The following is a 19992-nucleotide window of genomic DNA, read 5'->3' as shown; positions in this document are numbered from 1 at the left end:
CTGGCCAACTCTATCCTAGCGAGGGCCTAGTGAGTGAGTTGCTGAACAATCTCTGGGGCAATTCTGGCGAGCACTGTGAGGGCCTTGAGGCTGCCTTGAATCAAGTGTGCTGCCCCCAGGGGGTTGCGGAGCATGGCGGTAGCCAGTGACCCCGGCCGTAAATTCCCCTGTGAATCATAGGCTTGACTCAAATCGGGTAGGTCGCGATCGCCCCCGTCACTGATCACCCGCACCATCACCACCGGAATCCCCGCTAAAGCCCTCAGCAGGGGTACCCCCTCCATATCCACCACCTCCACCCCCCAGCGAGCCGCAAGGGCTTGTTTTTTCTGAGCCTTAGAAAGGGGTTTTGCCGTTGTGATGCCTTTTACCCGTCGCCACGAAGGCTCCAATTTCCCTAATAACCTCTGGTCTAAAGAATAGGTGTGTCCTGCTTCATCCTGACAACTGGTGTAGACAACCACTTCACCGACGCGATCATCGGGACGCAGGCCGCCACAGACCCCCAAGATGAGAACCATCGCAGGGGATTCCCTGAGGGCATGAATCAATGCCGGCGTAGTCACTGCGGCAGCCCCTGCTTGTATGGGAATCATCATTGCCCTAGAAGGCTGCAGCCCCTGTTGTACGGCTTGATATTCTGCCCCTTGGGGCACAAGGACAAGGCATGGAATCATTGTTCTCCTATGGGTTTTCTTAGGGGGAGGACTGCGGCTGCCCTGTTAACACAACCCGCTACCCTGGGAGTAGACATTTTCGAGTTGCCTAATGGCTTAACTTTTGGATAGGCCGATCGCGGGCAGTTTAGAAACTGACCAATGGCAAGAGTGTCACACTCAAGCGTCCGCTATGGTAGACAAGAGGCATTTTCCACCAAATCTGATACCGTTGTTAATTGTTGAAGCTATGTTATTGTCCTGGCAAAGGGTGAGCTATCCCCCATTCTCCCTCAGGCAATCTGGGCAACTGTCACAGGCCACTTAGACAAACAAAAAATGAGTATGATAACTATAGACTTTGCTCAATCGTTGTTTGTGGAAGGCATCCCCTGCTGGGTTGCGATCGCGAGGCCTCTTCGGAGAATCGTGAATTGACTGCCTGAGAGTATTGGCCTGAGGAACGGTCAAGGATTGACTCAACGATCGATCAATGCGTGTAGGAGTGAACCCCCCTATGATTCAAATGGTGCTGGAGAACCCAGTTTCCGTCAAGGATGCTGAGTGCTTTTGCCAAGAGATACTGCCCCAAGTCTCGCGCACATTTGCCCTCAGTATTCGTTTCCTCCCCGGAAATTTGGGTCGGGCGGTTCTTGTGGCCTATCTTATCTGTCGCATTGCCGATACCGTTGAGGATGATCCGGTTGCCAGTATCGCCGCCAAAACAGCCCTATTGGATCACCTACTGCAGTGTTTTGACAGTCCTGCTCTGGCCAATAGCTATGGTGAAACGGCACGGGGAGTTCAAGGGGAGCCAGCCCATGTGCAACTGGTGAAACATACGGGAATCGTCTTTACCCTCTACCGTTCTTTGCCCCGTACATCCCAACAGCACGTCCAACGCTGGGTCAGCGAAATGGTGCATGGGATGAAAAAGTTTATTAACCTCTATCCCAACGGCATTCGCATTCAGACCCTCGCTGAATATAAAGAGTACTGTTACTACGTTGCGGGTACGGTCGGCTATCTCCTAACGGATTTGTGGCACGAACATTCCCCCAGCATTGGGGCCGATGAATACCAAGTGCTGCTCAAGCGCTGCGCTGCTTTCGGTGAAGCTCTCCAAACGGTAAACATTCTCAAGGATATTGCTTGGGATGCAGAGCACGAAAACTCAATCTATATTCCCAATGAATCCCTAATCCTCCAAGGTAGCAGTCATCAGACCCTTCTCAGTGCTGAGCATCTTCAGCAAAATCATGCAGCCATTAAAGAATTGATTGCCCTCGCTTGGCACGATCTCGATGAAGCCCAAGCCTACTTGCTATCCGTACCCAAGGCGGCGATTCCGATTCGTCTCTTTTGCGTCTTACCACTGCTGTTTGCCTATGCCACCCTACGGGAGCTCACCCACTCAACGGCGATGCTGCAACCGGGGGGTGGGGTTAAAATTAGTCGTGCAGAGGTGAAATCCCTCATGGTGATGGGGCCTTTATCGATTCTCAGTAACCACGGTCTGCGCTGGTTAATTGGCCAAGTACGGCAAAAGCCTTTCATCCTTGGCGGACTTTAGGGAAATGTGCCAAAAAAGCCAATGGCTCGGGGAGCCAGAATCCGTTAGGATAGGGGAAGATTGCTCAATTGTTGCAAATCTTCATACCTCGATATGAATTGTATCATCCACCGCCGTGCTGAGTTTGCCGCCAGTCATCGCTACTGGTTACCAGAATGGTCTGAAGCGGAAAATTTGGCTCGGTTTGGTGCCAATAGTCGCTTTCCTGGCCACGGTCATAACTATGAGTTGTTTGTTTCTATGGAGGGGGTTGTTGATGACTTTGGCATGGTGTTGAACCTATCGGATGTCAAGCACATCATTCGCCGTGAAGTCATTGAACCCCTGAATTTTTCCTATCTCAATGAAGTGTGGCCAGAGTTTCAAGCCACGTTACCCACGACGGAGCATATTGCGCGGGTGATTTGGGATCGACTCTTTCCCCATTTACCCCTTGTGCGCATTCGCCTGTTTGAACATCCCCGCCTTTGGGCGGACTACACGGGAGACCCTATGGAAGCCTATCTTTCTGTTGGTGCTCACTTTAGTGCGGCCCATCGTCTAGCCCTTGAGGACCTCAGCTACGAAGAGAACTGCCGCATCTATGGCAAGTGTGCGCGCCCCCACGGCCATGGCCACAACTACCATGTGGAGATTACGGTTAAGGGCTCTATTCATCCGCGTACCGGGATGGTTGTGGATTTGGTTAAGCTCGAGGAAGTCCTCAAAGAACAGGTGATTGAACCTTTGGATCACACGTTTTTGAATAAGGATATTCCCTACTTCGCGACGGTGGTGCCAACGGCAGAAAATATCGCCATTTACATTGCCCATTTGTTGCAGGAGCCGGTTCGCCAATTGGGTGCAACGCTTCATAGGGTGAAGTTGATTGAGAGTCCCAATAACTCTTGCGAAATCCTCTGCGAAGAATTGCCCCCTCGGAATGAGGTGATCAGTGGTGCTCTACCAGTGTTGGAGCGAGTCTAGATGATGTTGAGCAATATCCCTTGGCTACTGGCTGCAAGTTTACTGACAGCAATGCTGCTTATCTATTTCCCCTACATTTTTGTTGTGGTAGGACGCCTGCAGGTGGGCTTTGATATGGCGGCTCCCCGTGCCCTTTTTGAGAAGCTCCCTCCCTTTGCGCAGCGGGCGGTATGGGCCCACGAAAATAGTTTTGAAACGTTTATGCCTTTTGCGGCGGCGGTGCTGCTAACCCTCTTTGCTGGGGTGAATAATGTAACGGTGGCGATCGCTAGCCTCAGTTTTGTTGTAGCTCGCTTTTTATACAGCATTTGCTACATTGCCAATTTTCCCCTAGGGCGCTCCCTGATGTTTGGTGTCGGGACGGCAGCCACCCTGACGCTGTTTTGGCAAAGTCTTACCGCCCTAGCTGCCTAAGATAGTTTATTGGGGTAGATGCACCAAGCATAGAGCAATCTCAATGTCTATCGATAATCTTCGCACGCTCTACCAGCAGGTTATTCTGGAACACTATAAGAAACCCCGCCATCGGGGTCGCACCCAGCCTGTGGATCGTCAGCAACGGGGACATAATCCCTCCTGTGGAGACACGATTGATTTAACCGTTGCCCTAGAGACAAATCAGCAGGGGGAAACGATCATCAAAGATATTCAGTTTGAGGGGGAAGGCTGCGCGATCGCGATGGCCTCAGCAGACTTGATGGCCGATGCCCTGCGGGGTCAGCCCGTCAGTCGCGCCCTCCAAATGGTGGAGCAGTTCCAAGCCATGATGAAGGGACAATTTGAGTTTCCCCCGGAATTCCGTAAGCTGAATGTGATGCGGGGAGTGGCTCAGTTTCCTGTGCGCATTAAGTGTGCCACCTTGACCTGGCATACCCTCCGCGCGGCCTTACAACAAGATCAGGCCCCTGTGAATGGCTTTGTCAGTAATGAGGAGGAACAGTAGTGCTAACCCCCACCGATTTTGCCACCTATAGCCGCTGGGCAGGCATTGCCACCCTTGTCATGACCGGCTTGACTGCACTCGCTTTTATGTTTCGCTGGGGTGTGCGCTTTCGCTTTGTCGGTATTAGTGGGTTTCTTGGTGTTGTGACGGTGGGGCTCTTTGCCCTGAGTATTGTGCCGATTGTTCACTCCCCAGTGCCTGGTGCCGGCAAATACACCCTCGTCTATGACAATGGCGCCACTCAAGCGGTCATCACTGTTCCTGCCGACATTGACCCCAGTACCCTTAAAGCAACGCTCGTACAAGCAGCCAATGATTTATTTTCCTTGGGACGGCTCGGCCGAGGGGGCGATCGCTTGACCGTGATTGCCCGTACTATCCAACATCCTCAACCGGGGGTCAGTGAGCCGGTCATTTTAGGGGTGGCCACGCGTTCGTTGAGCGATCGCGCCGATACAAATGTAACGGTTCAGCTGCTACAAAATTAGCCTTGTGTATGCTAAGATAATAAATCCAAGGACGCATAGCTCAGTTGGTTAGAGCACCACGTTGACATCGTGGGGGTCACTGGTTCGAGTCCAGTTGTGTCCATAGCAAGCCAATTGTTTTAAATCTATAGAAAAGGATTTTTAAGCTACCTATTTACTAGGCCTTAATTCATTGGTTCTGGTATAGGCAAAGCTACTGTATAGTTTGGCACTGCCCTTGACCAATAGCTAGCTGAAACTCTTGCCAATTTCTACGCACCTGTTCATAACATTGAGGCGGCGCGATCGGCAAGTTCTTCAGATAGAAAAACGTTACTCGATTAAAGGATTCCAAGAGGAATATTAATTCGGTAGCTGGATGGTAAGCATCCACTGCTTCCAAAATGTGGGCAGTCATAAAGTGATGGCGCAAAATCACAGTATCAGGAGCAGCTAACCAAGCATTTAGGAAGGGAGCAAGGCGGGAACGGGGAACAAAGTGAGTTCGGAAAGATTCTCCCGCAATGCCAAACCCAGGAGAATTGGTACTGCAAATAACCACTCCCCGCTCACCGCACAGGTAACCTGCCCAAGCGTTATATCCAAGTACTAACAAATTCGTGGCAATAAAGGCTTGCTGCCAATGCAGCATTTCCGATAGTTCATCCATTAGTTTCTCCTCGAGAAACTCATTCAGGCTGGAACTGGGCTCAACAGGATTAGGATTGCCCCTGGACATAACAGTCCTTCGCTGAGATATCACGGTTGCTTAGGAAGTTGATATTACTGATTCCTACCGATGACCAAAAGCCCAACTGTGCAGGGTGGGCCATCGATAGGAATTGAGCCCAGCATCTCAATCACTGTGGGCAGGAATGGCATTGCCAACCCTAAACGCCCTCTCTTCCTTACCGACATCCGGAATATACTGCTAAGGGACCTGGCTTTTGCCAGGAGCTGAAACAGAGTGTCTAGGCGTTATTTTTAGATTGCATTACCTCTTGCCGGATAGTTTTGGTGGCTTCTACCATATTTTTCAAGGATGGGATAACTTCCTCCCAGTGGCGAGTCTTTAATCCACAATCAGGGTTGACCCAAATCTGTTCAGGGGCTAAATTTGCAACTGAAGTTCGGAGCTGTTGCACAAGCTGCTCAACACTGGGCACCGCCGGACTGTGGACATCATAAACACCAACGCCGACTTGATGTCTGTAACCGGCATCTGTAATTTGAAAGAGGGTCTCATTGTTGCTGCGGCTATTTTCAATTGACAATACATCCGCATCGAGCCGCTCGATGTGCTCAATGATGTCACCAAACTCGGAGTAGCACATGTGGGTGTGAATTTGGGTCTCAGGCTTGGCAACGCCAGCAGCTAACCGAAACGCATCCACAGCCCAAGATAAATACTCATTCCAGCGTTCTGCTTTCAGGGGTAGCCCCTCCCGTAGGGCCGGTTCATCAATCTGTATCATTTTTGCACCGGCTGCTTCCAAATCTGCAACTTCATCTCGCAAAGCAAGGGCAATCTGCATTGCCTGTTCACTGCGAGGAATGTCAGTGCGGGTAAATGACCAGTTAATCATAGTGACAGGTCCAGTCAGCATGGCCTTAACAATTTTGTCGGTGAGGGATTGTGCCACCTTAAACTCGCGAACGGTCATCGGCTGAGGGCGGGCAATGTCACCATAAATAATTGGTGGACGTACACAGCGGCTGCCATAGCTTTGCACCCAACCGTGTTCTGTAAAGGCAAATCCAGAGAGCTGCTGGCCAAAGAACTCGACCATATCGGAGCGCTCAAACTCACCGTGCACCAACACATCTAGGCCCACTTCCTCCTGTAACCGGACGCACTTGGCAATTTCCTCATCGATTGCTGCTTCATACTCGGCTTGGGTGATTTCATGCCGTTTTAACTTCACCCGCAGTTGCCTGACCTCGGCAGTTTGAGGAAATGATCCAATCGTTGTCGTTGGCAAGGGCGGTAGAGTTGGCTGGAGGGTTCGACGTTGCTCGTAAGGCAGCGGGCGCTCTAAATCACGCACACTCAGATTGCGAAGCCGCGCCTGTACCGTTGGATTGACAGGGCTAAATTGCTCAAAGGCTTTCCATTGGGCTTGTATGGCTGTCAATTCGGGGTTTTTCATTAAGATTTCGCGATTGGTTCCATCATTGCTATTGAGCACCCGAGCCAAGAGGACTACCTCATCCAGCTTTTGCTCAGCAAAACTCAAGACATCTCGCAAAGGCTCTGGTAGCTTGACCTCTCGCTTTGCATCATAGGGCACAAATTGTAGGGAAGATGAGGGATGTAGACGAATATTGGCGGTGATGCTTTGAATCGTTTCCAAGGTTGACAACACGGATTCAGGCCGAATTTTCCAAATATTGCGGCCATCAATAATTCCTACCCCCAACTGCTTATCTGCTGGGAAGCCATACTCTTTCAGCAGGGCTAGGTTGTGCCCACGGGTAAAGTCTAAACTGATGCATGTCACAGGTAACTCCATCACCCACGGCCAGGCTGCCCCTAGGTCATCAAAGTAGGTGACAAGATGAAGGGGTAGGTTAGCTTGACGCAGTGTATCAAATGTTGATTGATAGAAGCTCTTAAAGCTATCAGCCTCTTCTAGGACCAAGGCGGGTTCGTGTATTTGCACTTCAACCACACCCAGATTTTTCAGTTCCCTTAACAGGATGAGATAGCGATCGCGCAAGTAGGAAACAGCTTGCTCTAGGTTCGTCTCTAGCCGACTGAGCCGTAGGAGAGTGAGAGGTCCCAGCACGATTGGAACGGCGCGATCGCCCAAGAGGGTTTGAGCACGGCGAACAGTTTCTAGGAAATCACTAAAGTCAGTTGGTTGAAAAGCCTCACTAATTTCAGGTACTAAATAGTGATAGTTCGTATCAAACCACTTAGTCATCTCAAGGGCTGGAATACCATCCTTGCCTCTTGCCATTGCAAAGTATTGCTCCAGACCTGTAAAAGAGCGGTACCGCTCTGGAATGATGCCAAACCGGATGCTCCAATCTAAAACAGAATCGTAAAGACTCAAATCACCAATACCGATACGATCAATGCCGACCTCAAGCTGCTTTTGCCAATTCTGTAATTCAATGTCCTGAGCTGTTTTGAGCAAAGCTTCTGCGTCCAGTTGGTTGCTCCAAAAGGCTTCTAGTGCCTTTTTTAACTCACGGTTTTTGCCAATACGGGGATACCCTAGGGTTGCGGTTTGAATGGTCATCGTTTTCCTAGCCTAAATTATGTCAGTCCAATGGAAAAGAGCGCTGGTTCCGGATTCAGAAACAGCACCGTTTAGAAACAAATGGAGATAGCTAACTAAAATCGGTGGCCAATGGCAAAAAGCTAGTTGCTACCTTTACACCAGCAGGACTACTGCCTAGCAGCAGCTCGTTAAGCTCAGATAATTTGGCCTCGGGGGGTCAAAGCTTAAAGTTCGACAGTAATAGAAATCAAAAAAGTTTGCTTTCATCATCTGTACCTCGCAGATGTTGACGTATCGGGTTGACCACTCGGCGGGCATTCTGACTTAGAGAGTGAGATCTCTCCTCACAGCTGCGGGACAGCGGCAGATTCACACTGCACTTTCCCCCTTACGTCTGATGGCTGATCCCCACCAGAACCGAGCAACTAAGCCAACCATAGCATAACCCAGCGGGGATATCAAAGCAAATCCCAGGGAAGCCAGCTCTTGCTCGGTAGAAGTGACAACTCTGGGTGATGAATCAGGATCTAGGCCTGTCATTCTAGGTTTTAAGGTTAGCCCAGGCAGCCGATGGGTGATTACAGGGGGTCTTGCTAGTCCAGTGAAAGTATAATTGAAGTGAAAATCATTTTCACTTTTTGTCGCCAGCTCACTGCTACAATCCCCATGTCATCTTTTTCCCAGCCTTTGCCTCCCCGTCTTGAGCAGATTGTCCAACGTTTTCAACAAATCCCAGAGCAGCGACGGCGCTATGAGTATCTACTTTCATTTGCGAAGCGCCTACCCTCTTTCCCTGAGGAGCAAAAGGTGCCAGAACACAAAGTTCCCGGCTGCGTCTCTCAGGTATATGTAACTGCTCGTTTGCAGGAGGGGAGAGTGATATTTCAGGGAGATTCCGACTCCCAGCTCACTAAGGGATTAGTGGGACTGTTAATTGAGGGGTTAAATGGCTTGACTCCCGCAGAAATCCTCCAGTTAAGGCCTGATTTTATTCAGCGAACAGGGCTGGAAATTAGCCTAACTCCCTCGCGTGTCAATGGTTTTTACAACATTTTTCGAACTATACAAAAGAAAGCACTTGCTTATTATTTGCAGGAGCCTGCAGATTCTAAAGTGCGGACGGAGGGACTTGAACCCACACACCTTGCGGTACTAGAACCTAAATCTAGCGCGTCTGCCAATTCCGCCACGTCCGCAGCAAACCTAGTTTAGCGCACTTTGGGCGGGGGCGATCGCCCCCCTGATCTAGTTTAGTAGTGGTTCCCCACTTTGCGATGGTGAACAGCGGTCATGCCATCGGGCTTGGAAACCCGGCCACTGTCAACGGTGCTATAGACAATCCAGTGATCGTGGGCATCCAGACGACTGACAACAGTGCATTCCATATAGGCAAGGGCGTCGGCCAAAATTGGACTGCCATTACTGGCGGGATAGGTTTTCACATGGGCAAAGCGATCAGCCCCCGGCGGAAATCGCTTCAGGAAGTGGCGCATCAGGGGCTGATAATTCTCCGCCTCAAGCACATTGAGGACAAAGGTATCCCCGACGTGGAGGAAAGACTCAATGGCCCGATCTTTAGCCACCGCAATCGAAACCCCAAGGGGTTCGGTACTGGCCTGTGCTACCCAAGAGGCCAACATGGCACTATTAATGGCCCCCTTTTGCGCCGTAATAATGTACAGGCCGCCACTGAGTCGCCCAAGGGCTTTATCTAAGTCGGTATCCAAGGCCTTCATCTGCTTGACGGTGCGATCGCGCAACAGCCATTGCCCCATGTCAGTGCCCGCTTCTTCTGCCTCTTGAAATAGGGCATCAGTGGGGGCGGCGGTTACCCGAATGACTGGAAATGAGGGCACAAGACCAGCATCCCGAAACTGGTTCAGCAGCGGATAGGCAGGTTCAGCATCGGCCACGCCACTTTCAAAGACCCCAATGGCCTGCTTGGCATGGGCAGCAGCGCGAATTGTACTCAGAGCTGTTTTAGCTACGGCGGTCGTCGGTGGGGTGCCGATAATAATCCCAGCGGCAATCTCTGTCAGTTCACGAATATCTTGAGGTTCAGCCGTGAGCAGATCCATTTTTTCAACCACCACCCCTGTTTTGGCGGTACCCCGTTCAATGGCCTCTGCCAAGGCATTGCTATAGCCATAGTTGGCAGCATAGAAAATGGCCACGGTTGTGGCGGCCTTAGCCTGCTCTTGGCTCCAATTGCGGTAGGACTCAAGCCATTGATCCAAATGATGGCGCAACAGCGGACCGTGACCGGTGGCAACAAGCTGCACCGGCGGCAGGGATTCTAGGCGCTTGAAGGCGGAGAGAACAGAGCGGGCATTGGGCCCCATGAGACAGTCGTAGTAGAATTTGAAGTCCGGCGCCAGCAGTTCTGGCTCGCTGTCAAAGGGATCATCGTTGCAGAAGTGAGCACCAAAGACATCACAGGTAAAGAGCGTCTGGGTGCCGTGATCAAATGTGAGGATGGTGTCTGGCCAGTGGAGATTCGGTGCCATGACAAACTCAAGAACATGCCCCTTCCCTAAATCAAGGCGATCGCCATTTTTCACCTGCTGCTGAGTAAAGGGCTGATGGATCAAATCCCCAAGAAACTGCAATGCCACCTTCGAGGCCACCACGGTTACATGGGGGGCTTTGACTAATACGTCCTTGACGAGGCCACTGTGATCGGGTTCGGTGTGGCTGACGATAAGATAGTCCAAGTCACTGGGGTTCACGAGTTGCCAGAGTTGCTCGAGGTAGCGATCGCCAAATTTGGCATGGGAAGTGTCCACAAGGGCAATGCGTTCACCCTTGATTAGAAACGAGTTATAGGTGGTGCCGTTTTCAAGGGCAAACTCAATATCAAAGCGATCGCGATCCCAATCTAGGCAACGAATTGCCGTCGTCTCGGGGGCAATGTCCAGCACCTGAAGCGTTAAGCGGGGTGGACGTTTGGTGATAGTGACGGCCATAGGCAGTTCCTCAATCTTTGAAACTACCTTTTATCGTGACATATGAAGAAAGGTAACAGGATTCAGAGTTTTTAATAGCCGTGATAACAGGCTTGACAAATGACTATCCTCATTCGGGTTCGAGGGGCGCCATTGTCAGACCCGCGCGCAAAAGCTGCTCATGGTACAGTTCTGCCTGTTCTTGGGGACCTACCCAAACAATGGCTTGGCCTTCGTAATGGACTTGATTCGTTAATTCCCAAGCGCGATCGCTAGTCATGTTGGGAATGTATTTCATCAAACAGGCAGCCACGTGCTGAAAGGTATTGAAGTCATCGTTAAGGACAATGACTTTGTAGTTGGGGTAGTGTTTGCGAGTAACCTGTTGCCGTTCTTGAGGAACAACACTAGGCATAGATCAAACAGGGGAGTAGGAGTACTGCCTCCTAGTGTAGCGGATGGAAAAGCAATTGGGTGCAATCAGGACATTCAAGAAATTTCTAGGAAATTTCTATGCTATGGCTAAACTGAGAGTTAAGGACTTGGGGACATTGATGATGACGACAATGAATGTGTTGGGAACACCCTTAGAGTGCTGCTGTCAAAATCCGCTCACAGGATTCTATCGGGATGGCTTTTGTCGGACCGGGGCAGGGGATGTCGGTGCCCATGTGGTCTGTGCGCAAATGACGGCAGAATTTCTCACGTTTACCCGTTCGCGGGGCAATGATCTTTCGACCCCTGTGCCCGCCTATCAATTTCCGGGGTTGAAACCGGGCGATCGCTGGTGTCTGTGTGCCTCCCGTTGGCGTGAAGCCCTTGAAGCAGGCGTTGCTCCCCCTGTGATTCTAGAGGCCACCCATGCCAGTGCCCTTGAGTATGTCTCCCTAGAGGATTTGAAAGCCCACGCCCTCGGTGGTAACCAGCAACGGTGAGCTGGGGAATACTTAGGTATGCCCAACCCAGAATCTGATTTTCGACTAGATCCTCGCTATGTTGCGGGTTTGGCTGCCTTTAATCGCGGCGATTATCAACTGGCGATCGCCGCCTTCAAAGCAGTCATTGCCAGCCACGGTCAACGCCGCGAGGGTCTAAAGGCTCACCTGCACCTGATTAAAGCCTATGCCTACACCCATCAATGGCAGGAGGCCATTGAACTGTGTCAACTCTTGGCGCGATCGCCCGTGGTACCGATTCGGACTTGGGCACAAAAACACCTACCAGAGCTAGAACGCTACATGGATGAGGAACCGACTTCCCCCCATCTTGTATTTGTTATGGCAAGAAGTGCTAATCCACCTGTGGAACTGCGACGAGTGCCTCGCATCTATCTCTGGCTGAGCCAGGGGGCAACCCTGCTCCTCATTGCTTGGCTGCTCCAAGGGCTGCTCCAGGGGGTGATTGCGGCTATCCTCAGCTATGGCAATGATCAACTAGCTCTCCTGCGGAGCTGGGAAGGGGTGATGGCATGGTTTTTGGTGGGTTGCTTGGGGCTGGGGCTGCTCAGTGGGGGCAGTTGGCTGTGGTCGTGGCGATTGCGTACCCGTTATGGTCTGCGTCCTGTTCGTCTTGGAGAACTTGAGGAGTATAGTCCCGAAACGGTGAGGCTCTTGGAGCGTTTGCCGTGGTCAGGGTGGCAACCCCGTCCCCAAATCGGCTGTCTGATGACGGCAGCACCTGTGATTTTTAGCTATGGACGTTGGCAGCGGCGAATTATTGTCAGCGAAGGTCTATTGCGATCGCTCTCTGGGGAGGAACTGCTGGCTCTAATGGCCACTGAAATTGCCCAACTGCGGCTGGGGCTAAATACGCTAGTCACGCCTCTTGTCCTGCTGTTGCAACTGCCCTATGACGTTTACTGTTGGTGTAGCCGTTGGGGGGATCGCTATGCACCTCCCTACCGCTGCCGGTGGCAACAAGGACTCCTTCGGGGAACGGTTTATGGCCTGTGTGCCCTCCTGAGTCAGGGGAGTTATCTCCTGTTTCGGGGGCTAGAACTGCTCTGCTTCTGGAGCAATCAACTGCGGCAGTCCTATAGCGATCGCCAAGCCGCCGCCTTAGTGGGGAATCCCAATACCCTTGTGATGGCTTGGTTGCGCCTCATGGAAGTCACAGCAAGGACCCTGCGTGCCCAAGGAGAGATCGGTGCTCCCCTAGAATCCCTGCGCCTGCTTCTGCCTCTCAACCCCACCCAAGCTGCCCTGTGGGGAGATCAACCCCTCGATTGGCCGGCGCTGATCCGGTGGGATACCGCCCATCCTCTGCGGTATTGGTTTCGCTTGACCTCCTCCCATCGTCCCCTGGGACTGCGCCTGCAAGCCCTGATGACCTATGCGCGGCAATGGCGACTGGAGCCGCTGCTTTCCCTGCCCTCTGTCTCCTCTCCTCGCTGTCCACGGGCTTGGCAACAACTCGCTCCCTTCTGGGGAGCGATCGCCGGCCTTTTTGTTGCCCTCCTACTCACAGGTATTGGCCAATTTGCCCTGCGGCTGGGGCCGGTCGCATTGCCCTTTTGGTGGTTAGCCGATGGGTTGACGCTGGCCCGCGGCTTCATTGCCATTGGTATCGGTTTAGGTTTATTTCTGCGGTTCAATGCCTACTACCCCCTGCGGCAAGGGCAAACCTACACCCTTGCTCAACTCCTCCACTCTCCCTCGGCCCTGCCCCTCGACAGTACCACCGTGGAGCTGAAGGGGAGGTTGTGGGCAGCGAAGGGCTTGCGCAATGGCCTCGGACAGCACCTGTGGCTGGAGACGGATCATGGCTGGTTTCCGCTGCGCTGCTATGGGAGTTGGGGGCCGATTTGGCCAATCCTTGAGCCAGCCTATCTCAAAACTTTGTGGGGGCGATCGCTCCTGATTCGCGGTTGGTTTCGCCGGGGTACTGTGCCCTTTGTGGAAGTCCAAGAGTGGCACTCCCCAGACCAAGGACAAAAACGATTGTGGGCAGCCCCCTATTGGGCGATCGCCACTGCCACACTGTGGATCCTCTACGGCATCATGACACTATTGGGTTGGATCTAGGCCATGGAACTTTCCCAAGCCCATCTGCACACCCTGCAAACCTGCCCACGGCGATATCAGTACCGCTATCTTGAGAGCTTGATGCTGCCAGAGGCTAGACAGTTGACCCAAACGGCAGCCCAAAAGCGCGGTCGCGACTTCCACCGCTTGCTGCAACAACATTTTCAAGGACTCGATGTCAGCCCTATTCTTGAGGTTCAGCCCGAATTAAAATCATGGTTTGCCGCCTTTCAAGCAACCCCACCACCCATGATTGACGGCCAAGGGGAAGCAGAACATGCGCGCAGTCTGGGCTGGCAGGAGTTTACCCTTGTGGGCATTTATGACTACGTGATTTTTGGCCAAGGGCAAGCACAAATCCTCGACTGGAAAACCCATGCCCACCCACCTGCCCCAGAAACCCTCATCCACCATTGGCAGACTCGCCTTTACTGTTATCTTTTAGCTGCCACTAGTCCCTACTCCCCCAGCCAGATTTCCATGACCTACTGGTTTCCCCGAGGGGAAAAGGGGCCAAGTTCCTATACCTTTTCCTACAGTCAGGCAATGCATCAGGAAACCCACCAGGTGCTGGGGCAGTGTCTTAATCAACTGCGCCAATGGCTGCGAGCCTATGAACAGGGGCAAGACTTACCGCAGGTGCCCGAAGCGGAGAGGGCGCAATACTGCGATGGCTGCCCCTTTTGGGAGCGCTGCCAGCCCAGCTCTGTTTCAATGCTTGATCCGTTCCTAGCCGTGTTCAAAGACTTGGGTGTAACCTGCCAAGTCCAGATCAACAATCGCAGGCAGGCAACTTAGGGCCGTTTGCACTAACTCAAAGCGTTCTTCCCGTTTTAACATTGCCGTTAGTTGCTGCCGCAGGGGAATGAGATAGCGCACATCATTGGCGGCATAACGCAATTGATCTTCCCGCAGTGCCGTGGCATTACCCCAGTCAGAGCTTTGGGCCGATTTATCAATTTCCACCCCCAGCAAATCCAAAACCAAATCCTTAAGGCCATGGCGGGGTGAATAGGTACGAGCAATCTTGCTGGCAATTTTGGTGCAGAAGACAGGATGAACACGGATACCCAAGTGGTAGCGCAATGTGGCCAGATCAAAGCGAGCATAGTGGAAGATTTTGGTAATGCGGGGGTGCTCTAGGAGTTGCTGAAGATGGGGTGCTTCTTTTTGTCCCCGGCCAATCTTGACCACTGCCACTTGCCCCTCGGGGTCACACACCTGCACTAAGCACAGGCGATCGCGGGGGATATTCAAGCCCATGGTTTCCGTATCCACAGCCAACTGATCGGCATTGAGAAAGTGCGCCAAGGCGGTGGGACTCAAATCGTAGTCAAAGCACTCAAGGGGAAAGTCTAGATCCATGATTCGCTCACAAACTACGTCGGGGGTAATTCTGAGGACTGCTCTTTGGCCACATCAATGCGTTCCAATTGCCAGAGAATTTGGTTACTCTCACGGCGTACCCGCGAGATCTGCCAGTTGCGCCATACCCATTCTTCACCGCGACTAGTGACGGCACTGGCGTGGACATCCATCAATTCTGCCAATTCGCCACTGGTAATCAAGTATTTACCAGCCGCCAATTCATCGGCAATTCGCAGTGTCACAATGAGTTCTTCAAGGCGGGCACGGCGCTCAGACCACTGGGGTGATTTTCCCCCCAACCATTCACCGTCACCATCAAGCCCCAAGGATGGTTGCACCATGGCTTTTTTCTCGTGATTGACCTTGCTCCAAAAATCTTAGCGAGAAATGGCAATTTTTTGCCCATTGGCGCGATCGCCAGCGGTGACGAGGATCGGGGTAGAATAGTTTTAAGATTTGTTAATGAAGCCGAGCGCCATGACGGTAACCTTGATCCCTGCATCCACCCTTCACCAGCGAGTCGCTACGATCGCCCGCCGCCTTGGTATTGAGAAGTTTGACCTGGGTGGCTCCCATGTGGATGAAGTGAGTGTGCAAGTGCAGCAGGGAGAACCCAAACAGGTGAAGGCCTCCCAGCGATCGGGGATTACCGTGCGGGTGTGGAACTCAGCAGGTCGCTTAGGGGTAGCCAGCACCACCCAATTGGACGATTGCGGTCTGGAAACAGCCCTAGAAATGGCAAAAGAGGCCAGTGCCTTTGGGGTGACAGAGGACATCCCCGACTTTAGCCCCCTGGCCACTGCACCCCTTGGCGAACCAACGGTAACGACACCCGATGTGCCCCTTGCTGCGGCAAAAACCCTCTTGGATCAATTAATTGCTGCGGAGCGAGAACTGCTGAGCCGACATCCGGCGATCGCCAGTGTCCCCTACAACGGCCTCAGTCAGCGGCGCGTCGAACGGTTTTATCTCAACAGTGAGGGCGCCAATCGCCAGCAAACCACCACCACCACCACCCTCTACCTCTACAGCAAAACCGATGAGGCGGGTCGCAAACCCCGCAGTGCGGGTGCCATTCGCATGAGTCCGGACCTTGAACATTTAGATATTGCCGGCTGCATTGATGAGGTGGCCGACAAAACCATCCGCCATCTGGCCTATGAACCCATTGCTTCGGGGCAGTACCCGGTACTTTTTTCGCCCGCCGCCTTCCTCAGCTTGCTCAACGCCTTTAGCAATCTCTTTAATGCCCAAAACATTTTGGATCGCCAGAGCCTCTCCACGCCGGAGTCCCTGCATCAGGCGATCGCCAGCCCCCTTCTGAGCATCTATGATGACGCTCGCCACCCTGAAAATGTCGGTCAACCCCTTTTTGATGGCGAAGGCACACCCACCCGCCGCACCCCTTTAATTGAACAGGGGGTTCTCACAGGTCTCTACCACAGTGCCGGTACCGCCCGCCGCTTTCAAACCCAACCCACAGGGCATGCCAACTTGGGGGCAAAGGTGACGGTGAGTGGTCACTTCTACGATGTGCCCGCGGGTGAAGGGGGCGATCGCCCCGATGGCCTTGTCTGGATTGATGAACTTCATGCCCTGCACGCTGGTGTGAAAGCGCTCCAAGGCTCATTTTCCTTGCCCTTTGACGGTTGGCTCTTGCGCAACGGCGAAGCCATTAGTATTGAAGCAGCCACCGTGGCTGGAGACATTCGCAGCCTGCTGAAAAATATCCGCCACCTAGGCACTGAGGTGGAAGTCACCCCCTACGGCTGTGGCCCGCAAGTATGGGTGAGTCCCCTTGCCATTACCGGTGAATAGCTAGACTTGCATCAAGTCGAGACTGCGGGAGGTGCCCAAGCGCGTGGCACCGGCATTGATGAGTTCAAGGGCTTGCTCACGGGTACGAATGCCGCCAGAGGCTTTGATGCCCACGCGATCGCGACTCAGGCGCTTCAGCAGACGCACATCGGCAACCGTTGCCCCACCGCGCCAACCGGTACTGGTTTTCAAGAAGGCCACGCCAGCATCCAAGCAAATATCCACCGCCAGTTGTTTTTCTTCCTCCGTGAGCACCGTGGTTTCTAAAATTGCCTTGACCGTCACCCCCGTTTCAGCACAGATTTGGGCAATATCGCGATAGACAGCTTCGGAGTTGCCCTCCTTCAGCCAACCCAAATTAATCACCACATCCAATTCGGTTGCGCCACTGTCAACCGCCTCTTGGGCCTCATAGAGTTTGGTCGAACTGGTGTGGGCACCACTGGGAAAGCCAATGACAGTACAGACTTTCACAGGTGTGCGATGGAGTAACTGGACTGCCGTCTTGACCCATACGGGCATCACACAGACAGCAGCAAACTTCCACTGCTCGGCCTCCCCACAGCAACGTTCAATATCCGCTCTGGTTGCCAAGGGGTCCAACTGGGTATGATCAATGTAGGGCGCAAGGTCAAACAAATCATGCTCTGTCATAGAGACTTTCCAAGCACAACCCTATTTTCAGTACTTGAATAATAATAAAAACAGGACGGAAAATGAGACCTAGGGAGATCGGTTCTCCTACCCCTTCCTGAACATTCCCCCTTGCTAGATTAAATCTAGGTGATCACAGGCAAAAACACCTGTGGACCACACTATCTCTTTGGGAGGACACTCTATGGAGCCAACCATGAACCCTCGCAACCTTCAGGAAAGTGCCGATTCCCTCTGGAACTATCTGCAAAGTTTGGATGCAGAAGTGGTGGCTCGCCTGTCCCGTCCCGCATCGCCAGAAATGGCTATTGTGATGGAACGCCACATTGGTAACCTGCTGGGCTACTTGCCACCGGAGGGGTTTGAGGTTTCCATTACAACCAATCGGGAGCACCTTGGGCGTCTCTTGGCGTCGGCAATGATGAGCGGTTACTTCTTGCGAGGTGCCGAACAACGCCTTGAGTTCGAGCGATCGCTCCAAGCAGCCGCTCAAGCGGAAGACAGCAAATAATCCATGCCAACGGTACAGGACAGTGGGGGCGGGTACCCATTACCTGCCCTTCGTTTTGCCCTCTTAAATTGGTATCAACAGCAAGGACGAGACTTACCTTGGCGGCACAGCCGCGATCCCTACGCCATCTGGGTCTCAGAAATCATGCTCCAGCAAACCCAAGTGGCCACGGTGATTCCCTACTACCAGCGTTGGCTGGCCACCTTTCCCACCCTTCCTGATTTGGCCGCCGCGGAGCTAGAAACGGTTCTGAAATTGTGGCAGGGACTCGGTTACTATGCCCGGGCACGGCACTTACATCGCGCTGCCCAACAGATCATGACCCATCACGCCGGCGAATTTCCCCGCAGCTACGAGGCCGTGGTGGCATTACCGGGAATTGGGCGCAGTACCGCAGGTGCGATCCTGAGTGCCGCCTTCAACCAACCACAGCCTATCCTCGATGGCAATGTCAAACGGGTTCTTGCCCGTCTTTACGGACTCACGGTTCCCCCGAAGCAAGCGGAAGCCCAACTGTGGCAGTGGTCAGCACAACTCCTGTGTCCCCAGTCTCCCCGCGATTTTAATCAAGCCCTCATGGATCTGGGGGCAACGATCTGTACACCCCGCCACCCCCTCTGTCATGCTTGTCCTTGGCAGCACCATTGCTTGGCCCATCGCCACCAGTTAACCCATGAGATTCCTCGCAAAATGAGCCGTTCCCCCTTACCCCACAAAAAGATTGGCGTCGCGGTGATTTGGAATGCCACCGGTCAGATTCTCATCGATCGCCGGCCACCGACGGGTCTATTGGGGGGACTATGGGAATTTCCGGGGGGCAAAATTGAACCCAATGAGACGGTTCAGGAATGTATTCAGCGGGAAATTCGTGAGGAATTGGGGATTGAGATTCGTGTTGGTGAACACCTGATTGACATTGATCATGCCTATACCCATTTTCGGGTAACGCTCCATGTTTACTACTGTCAGCATCTTTCAGGCACTCCTCAGCCCCTGGAATGCGATGCCATCCGTTGGGTGACCCCTGAGGAATTGGAGCAGTTTCCCTTCCCCAAAGCCAATACCGCGATTATTCAGGCCATTCACGAACGGGGCAGGCCCACCGCCTAGGGATTTTCAACGACACCCTCAGCGGCCGCCTCATCCAAAAACCAAAGGGCATTGCCAGTAATCAGCCGCGCCGGATAGAGGGAGGGATCACCGGTGCCGGAAAAAATATGGCGTAGGGCCGTTCGTTTATTAGCGCCGCTCACGAGAAAAAGAATTTGGCGGGCATGGTTAATCAGGGGGACGGTAAACGTCAGGCGGGGCTGACCATCCTTGTTGCCCACGGTAATCAGGCGATCGCTCACCGTCAGGGCTGTTGTCTGGGGAAAAAGGGAAGCCGTGTGGCCATCGGGCCCCATCCCCAGCAAAATCAGATCAAAGCTGGGAAATTCCCCTTCAGGGGTGCCAAAGGTTTGGCGCAGGAGTTGCCCATAGCGATCGGCAGCGGTCTGCGGATCCGCATCCGCCGTGGGCATTGGGTGAATCTGGTTTCTGGGAATGGGTACATGATGGAGCCATGCCCGAAAGGCCATCCCCGCATTGCTATCGGGATGATCGAGGGGCACATAGCGTTCATCGCTCCAGAAAACATGCCACTGTAACCAAGGAGTATCCGCACCAACAAGGCTTTCGTAGAGGGGTTTGGGTGTGTTACCACCAGCTAAGGCAATGGTGAATCGTCCTCGTTGGGCGATCGCCCCCCTTGCCTGCTCAAGAACAAACTGCTTTGCCGCCGTCGTCAGGGCAGCCAAATTTGGAAAAACACGTCCATTGGGTGTTGCCATAGAAGC

Annotated in this window: 20 protein-coding genes, 2 tRNA genes, 1 pseudogene and 1 riboswitch; of the genes and pseudogenes, 13 read left to right on the top strand and 10 right to left on the bottom strand. The window is 52.9% G+C overall.

Going from position 1 to position 19992, the window contains the following annotated elements:
- Nucleotides 1–26 precede the first annotated feature (26 nt).
- Nucleotides 27–677 (bottom strand): hypothetical protein, encoded by a 651-nt coding sequence (locus tag TLL_RS05545; RefSeq protein WP_011056940.1) that lies wholly within the window; start codon nucleotides 675–677, stop codon nucleotides 27–29.
- Between the two features lie 496 nt (nucleotides 678–1173).
- On the opposite strand from TLL_RS05545, the gene TLL_RS05540 reads away from it, so the two are divergent.
- The 6 genes from TLL_RS05540 to TLL_RS05515 all read left to right on the top strand — a co-directional run bounded on the left by TLL_RS05540 (nucleotide 1174) and on the right by TLL_RS05515 (nucleotide 4729).
- On the top strand, nucleotides 1174–2229 hold the full coding sequence (locus tag TLL_RS05540; protein ID WP_164920814.1) for a phytoene/squalene synthase family protein: 1056 nt from the start codon (nucleotides 1174–1176) through the stop codon (nucleotides 2227–2229).
- Nucleotides 2230–2322: 93 nt separating this feature from the next.
- On the top strand, nucleotides 2323–3195 hold the full coding sequence (locus TLL_RS05535; RefSeq protein WP_011056938.1) for a 6-carboxytetrahydropterin synthase: 873 nt from the start codon (nucleotides 2323–2325) through the stop codon (nucleotides 3193–3195).
- On the top strand, nucleotides 3196–3609 hold the full coding sequence (locus TLL_RS05530; protein WP_011056937.1) for an MAPEG family protein: 414 nt from the start codon (nucleotides 3196–3198) through the stop codon (nucleotides 3607–3609).
- Nucleotides 3610–3652: 43 nt separating this feature from the next.
- Complete coding sequence (sufU, locus tag TLL_RS05525; RefSeq protein WP_011056936.1) at nucleotides 3653–4138, top strand: Fe-S cluster assembly sulfur transfer protein SufU; 486 nt, start codon at nucleotides 3653–3655, stop codon at nucleotides 4136–4138.
- Entirely contained in the window at nucleotides 4138–4626 is a 489-nt protein-coding gene (locus tag TLL_RS05520) for a Ycf51 family protein (protein ID WP_011056935.1), read from the top strand. The genes sufU and TLL_RS05520 overlap by 1 nt, the downstream gene beginning before the upstream one ends.
- A gap of 29 nt (nucleotides 4627–4655) precedes the next feature.
- Nucleotides 4656–4729, top strand: a tRNA-Val gene (locus TLL_RS05515).
- A gap of 90 nt (nucleotides 4730–4819) precedes the next feature.
- Here TLL_RS05515 and TLL_RS05510 read toward each other — a convergent pair.
- Complete coding sequence (locus tag TLL_RS05510) at nucleotides 4820–5275, bottom strand: hypothetical protein (protein WP_164920813.1); 456 nt, start codon at nucleotides 5273–5275, stop codon at nucleotides 4820–4822.
- Between the two features lie 301 nt (nucleotides 5276–5576).
- Nucleotides 5577–7853: a 5-methyltetrahydropteroyltriglutamate--homocysteine S-methyltransferase gene (gene metE, locus TLL_RS05505; protein WP_011056933.1), complete on the bottom strand. Its 2277-nt coding sequence runs from the start codon at nucleotides 7851–7853 to the stop codon at nucleotides 5577–5579.
- A gap of 274 nt (nucleotides 7854–8127) precedes the next feature.
- Nucleotides 8128–8272: riboswitch (cobalamin riboswitch) on the bottom strand.
- 229 nt (nucleotides 8273–8501) lie between these two features.
- Here metE and TLL_RS05500 point away from each other — a divergent pair.
- A pseudogene (locus TLL_RS05500) lies at nucleotides 8502–8930 on the top strand (SufE family protein); the annotation flags it as partial.
- Nucleotides 8931–8949: 19 nt separating this feature from the next.
- On the opposite strand, the gene TLL_RS05495 reads toward TLL_RS05500, so the two are convergent.
- The 3 genes from TLL_RS05495 to clpS all read right to left on the bottom strand — a co-directional run bounded on the left by TLL_RS05495 (nucleotide 8950) and on the right by clpS (nucleotide 11195).
- Nucleotides 8950–9031 (bottom strand) — tRNA-Leu (locus tag TLL_RS05495).
- A gap of 54 nt (nucleotides 9032–9085) precedes the next feature.
- Nucleotides 9086–10801, bottom strand: a complete 1716-nt coding sequence (locus tag TLL_RS05490) for a diflavin flavoprotein (RefSeq protein WP_011056931.1) — start codon at nucleotides 10799–10801, stop codon at nucleotides 9086–9088.
- Between the two features lie 109 nt (nucleotides 10802–10910).
- On the bottom strand, nucleotides 10911–11195 hold the full coding sequence (clpS, locus tag TLL_RS05485) for an ATP-dependent Clp protease adapter ClpS (RefSeq protein ID WP_011056930.1): 285 nt from the start codon (nucleotides 11193–11195) through the stop codon (nucleotides 10911–10913).
- Nucleotides 11196–11334: 139 nt separating this feature from the next.
- Here clpS and TLL_RS05480 point away from each other — a divergent pair, with 139 nt between their 5' ends.
- The 3 genes from TLL_RS05480 to TLL_RS05470 are packed head-to-tail and all read left to right on the top strand — an operon-like array spanning nucleotide 11335 to nucleotide 14601.
- Entirely contained in the window at nucleotides 11335–11715 is a 381-nt protein-coding gene (locus TLL_RS05480; RefSeq protein WP_011056929.1) for a DUF2237 family protein, read from the top strand.
- An 18-nt stretch (nucleotides 11716–11733) separates the two neighbouring features.
- Complete coding sequence (locus TLL_RS05475; RefSeq protein ID WP_011056928.1) at nucleotides 11734–13803, top strand: zinc metalloprotease HtpX; 2070 nt, start codon at nucleotides 11734–11736, stop codon at nucleotides 13801–13803.
- A gap of 3 nt (nucleotides 13804–13806) precedes the next feature.
- Nucleotides 13807–14601, top strand: coding sequence for a PD-(D/E)XK nuclease family protein (locus TLL_RS05470; RefSeq protein WP_011056927.1), 795 nt, complete (start codon nucleotides 13807–13809; stop codon nucleotides 14599–14601).
- On the opposite strand, the gene TLL_RS05465 is transcribed toward TLL_RS05470, so the two are convergent.
- Nucleotides 14533–15168 (bottom strand): ribonuclease H-like domain-containing protein, encoded by a 636-nt coding sequence (locus TLL_RS05465; RefSeq protein WP_011056926.1) that lies wholly within the window; start codon nucleotides 15166–15168, stop codon nucleotides 14533–14535. The two genes, TLL_RS05470 and TLL_RS05465, sit on opposite strands and share 69 nt — an antisense overlap.
- Before the next feature lie 14 nt (nucleotides 15169–15182).
- A complete protein-coding gene (locus tag TLL_RS05460) occupies nucleotides 15183–15512 on the bottom strand; it encodes a hypothetical protein (RefSeq protein ID WP_011056925.1) in 330 nt (109 codons plus the stop codon).
- Nucleotides 15513–15648: 136 nt separating this feature from the next.
- On the opposite strand from TLL_RS05460, the gene TLL_RS05455 reads away from it, so the two are divergent.
- On the top strand, nucleotides 15649–16989 hold the full coding sequence (locus TLL_RS05455) for a TldD/PmbA family protein (RefSeq protein WP_164920812.1): 1341 nt from the start codon (nucleotides 15649–15651) through the stop codon (nucleotides 16987–16989).
- Here the strand turns inward: TLL_RS05455 and deoC are convergent, their stop codons facing one another.
- Nucleotides 16990–17643 carry a deoxyribose-phosphate aldolase gene (gene deoC / locus TLL_RS05450; protein WP_011056922.1) on the bottom strand — a complete coding sequence of 218 codons (654 nt, stop codon included), beginning with the start codon at nucleotides 17641–17643 and terminating at the stop codon, nucleotides 16990–16992.
- A gap of 184 nt (nucleotides 17644–17827) precedes the next feature.
- Between deoC and TLL_RS05445 the strand changes: the two genes are divergently transcribed.
- Both TLL_RS05445 and mutY read left to right on the top strand, forming a co-directional pair.
- Nucleotides 17828–18154, top strand: a complete 327-nt coding sequence (locus TLL_RS05445) for a DUF760 domain-containing protein (protein WP_024124133.1) — start codon at nucleotides 17828–17830, stop codon at nucleotides 18152–18154.
- Nucleotides 18155–18157: 3 nt separating this feature from the next.
- Complete coding sequence (mutY, locus tag TLL_RS05440; RefSeq protein WP_011056920.1) at nucleotides 18158–19264, top strand: A/G-specific adenine glycosylase; 1107 nt, start codon at nucleotides 18158–18160, stop codon at nucleotides 19262–19264.
- Here the strand turns inward: mutY and pgl are convergent.
- Entirely contained in the window at nucleotides 19261–19986 is a 726-nt protein-coding gene (gene pgl / locus TLL_RS05435; RefSeq protein WP_011056919.1) for a 6-phosphogluconolactonase, read from the bottom strand. The genes mutY and pgl overlap by 4 nt on opposite strands.
- Nucleotides 19987–19992 lie beyond the last annotated feature (6 nt).

Source organism: Thermosynechococcus vestitus BP-1 (assembly GCF_000011345.1).
In the GTDB taxonomy this organism is placed as follows: domain Bacteria; phylum Cyanobacteriota; class Cyanobacteriia; order Thermosynechococcales; family Thermosynechococcaceae; genus Thermosynechococcus; species Thermosynechococcus vestitus.
Note: the sequence above shows the minus strand (reverse complement) of the source record. Positions and strands in the feature narration are given on the sequence as shown.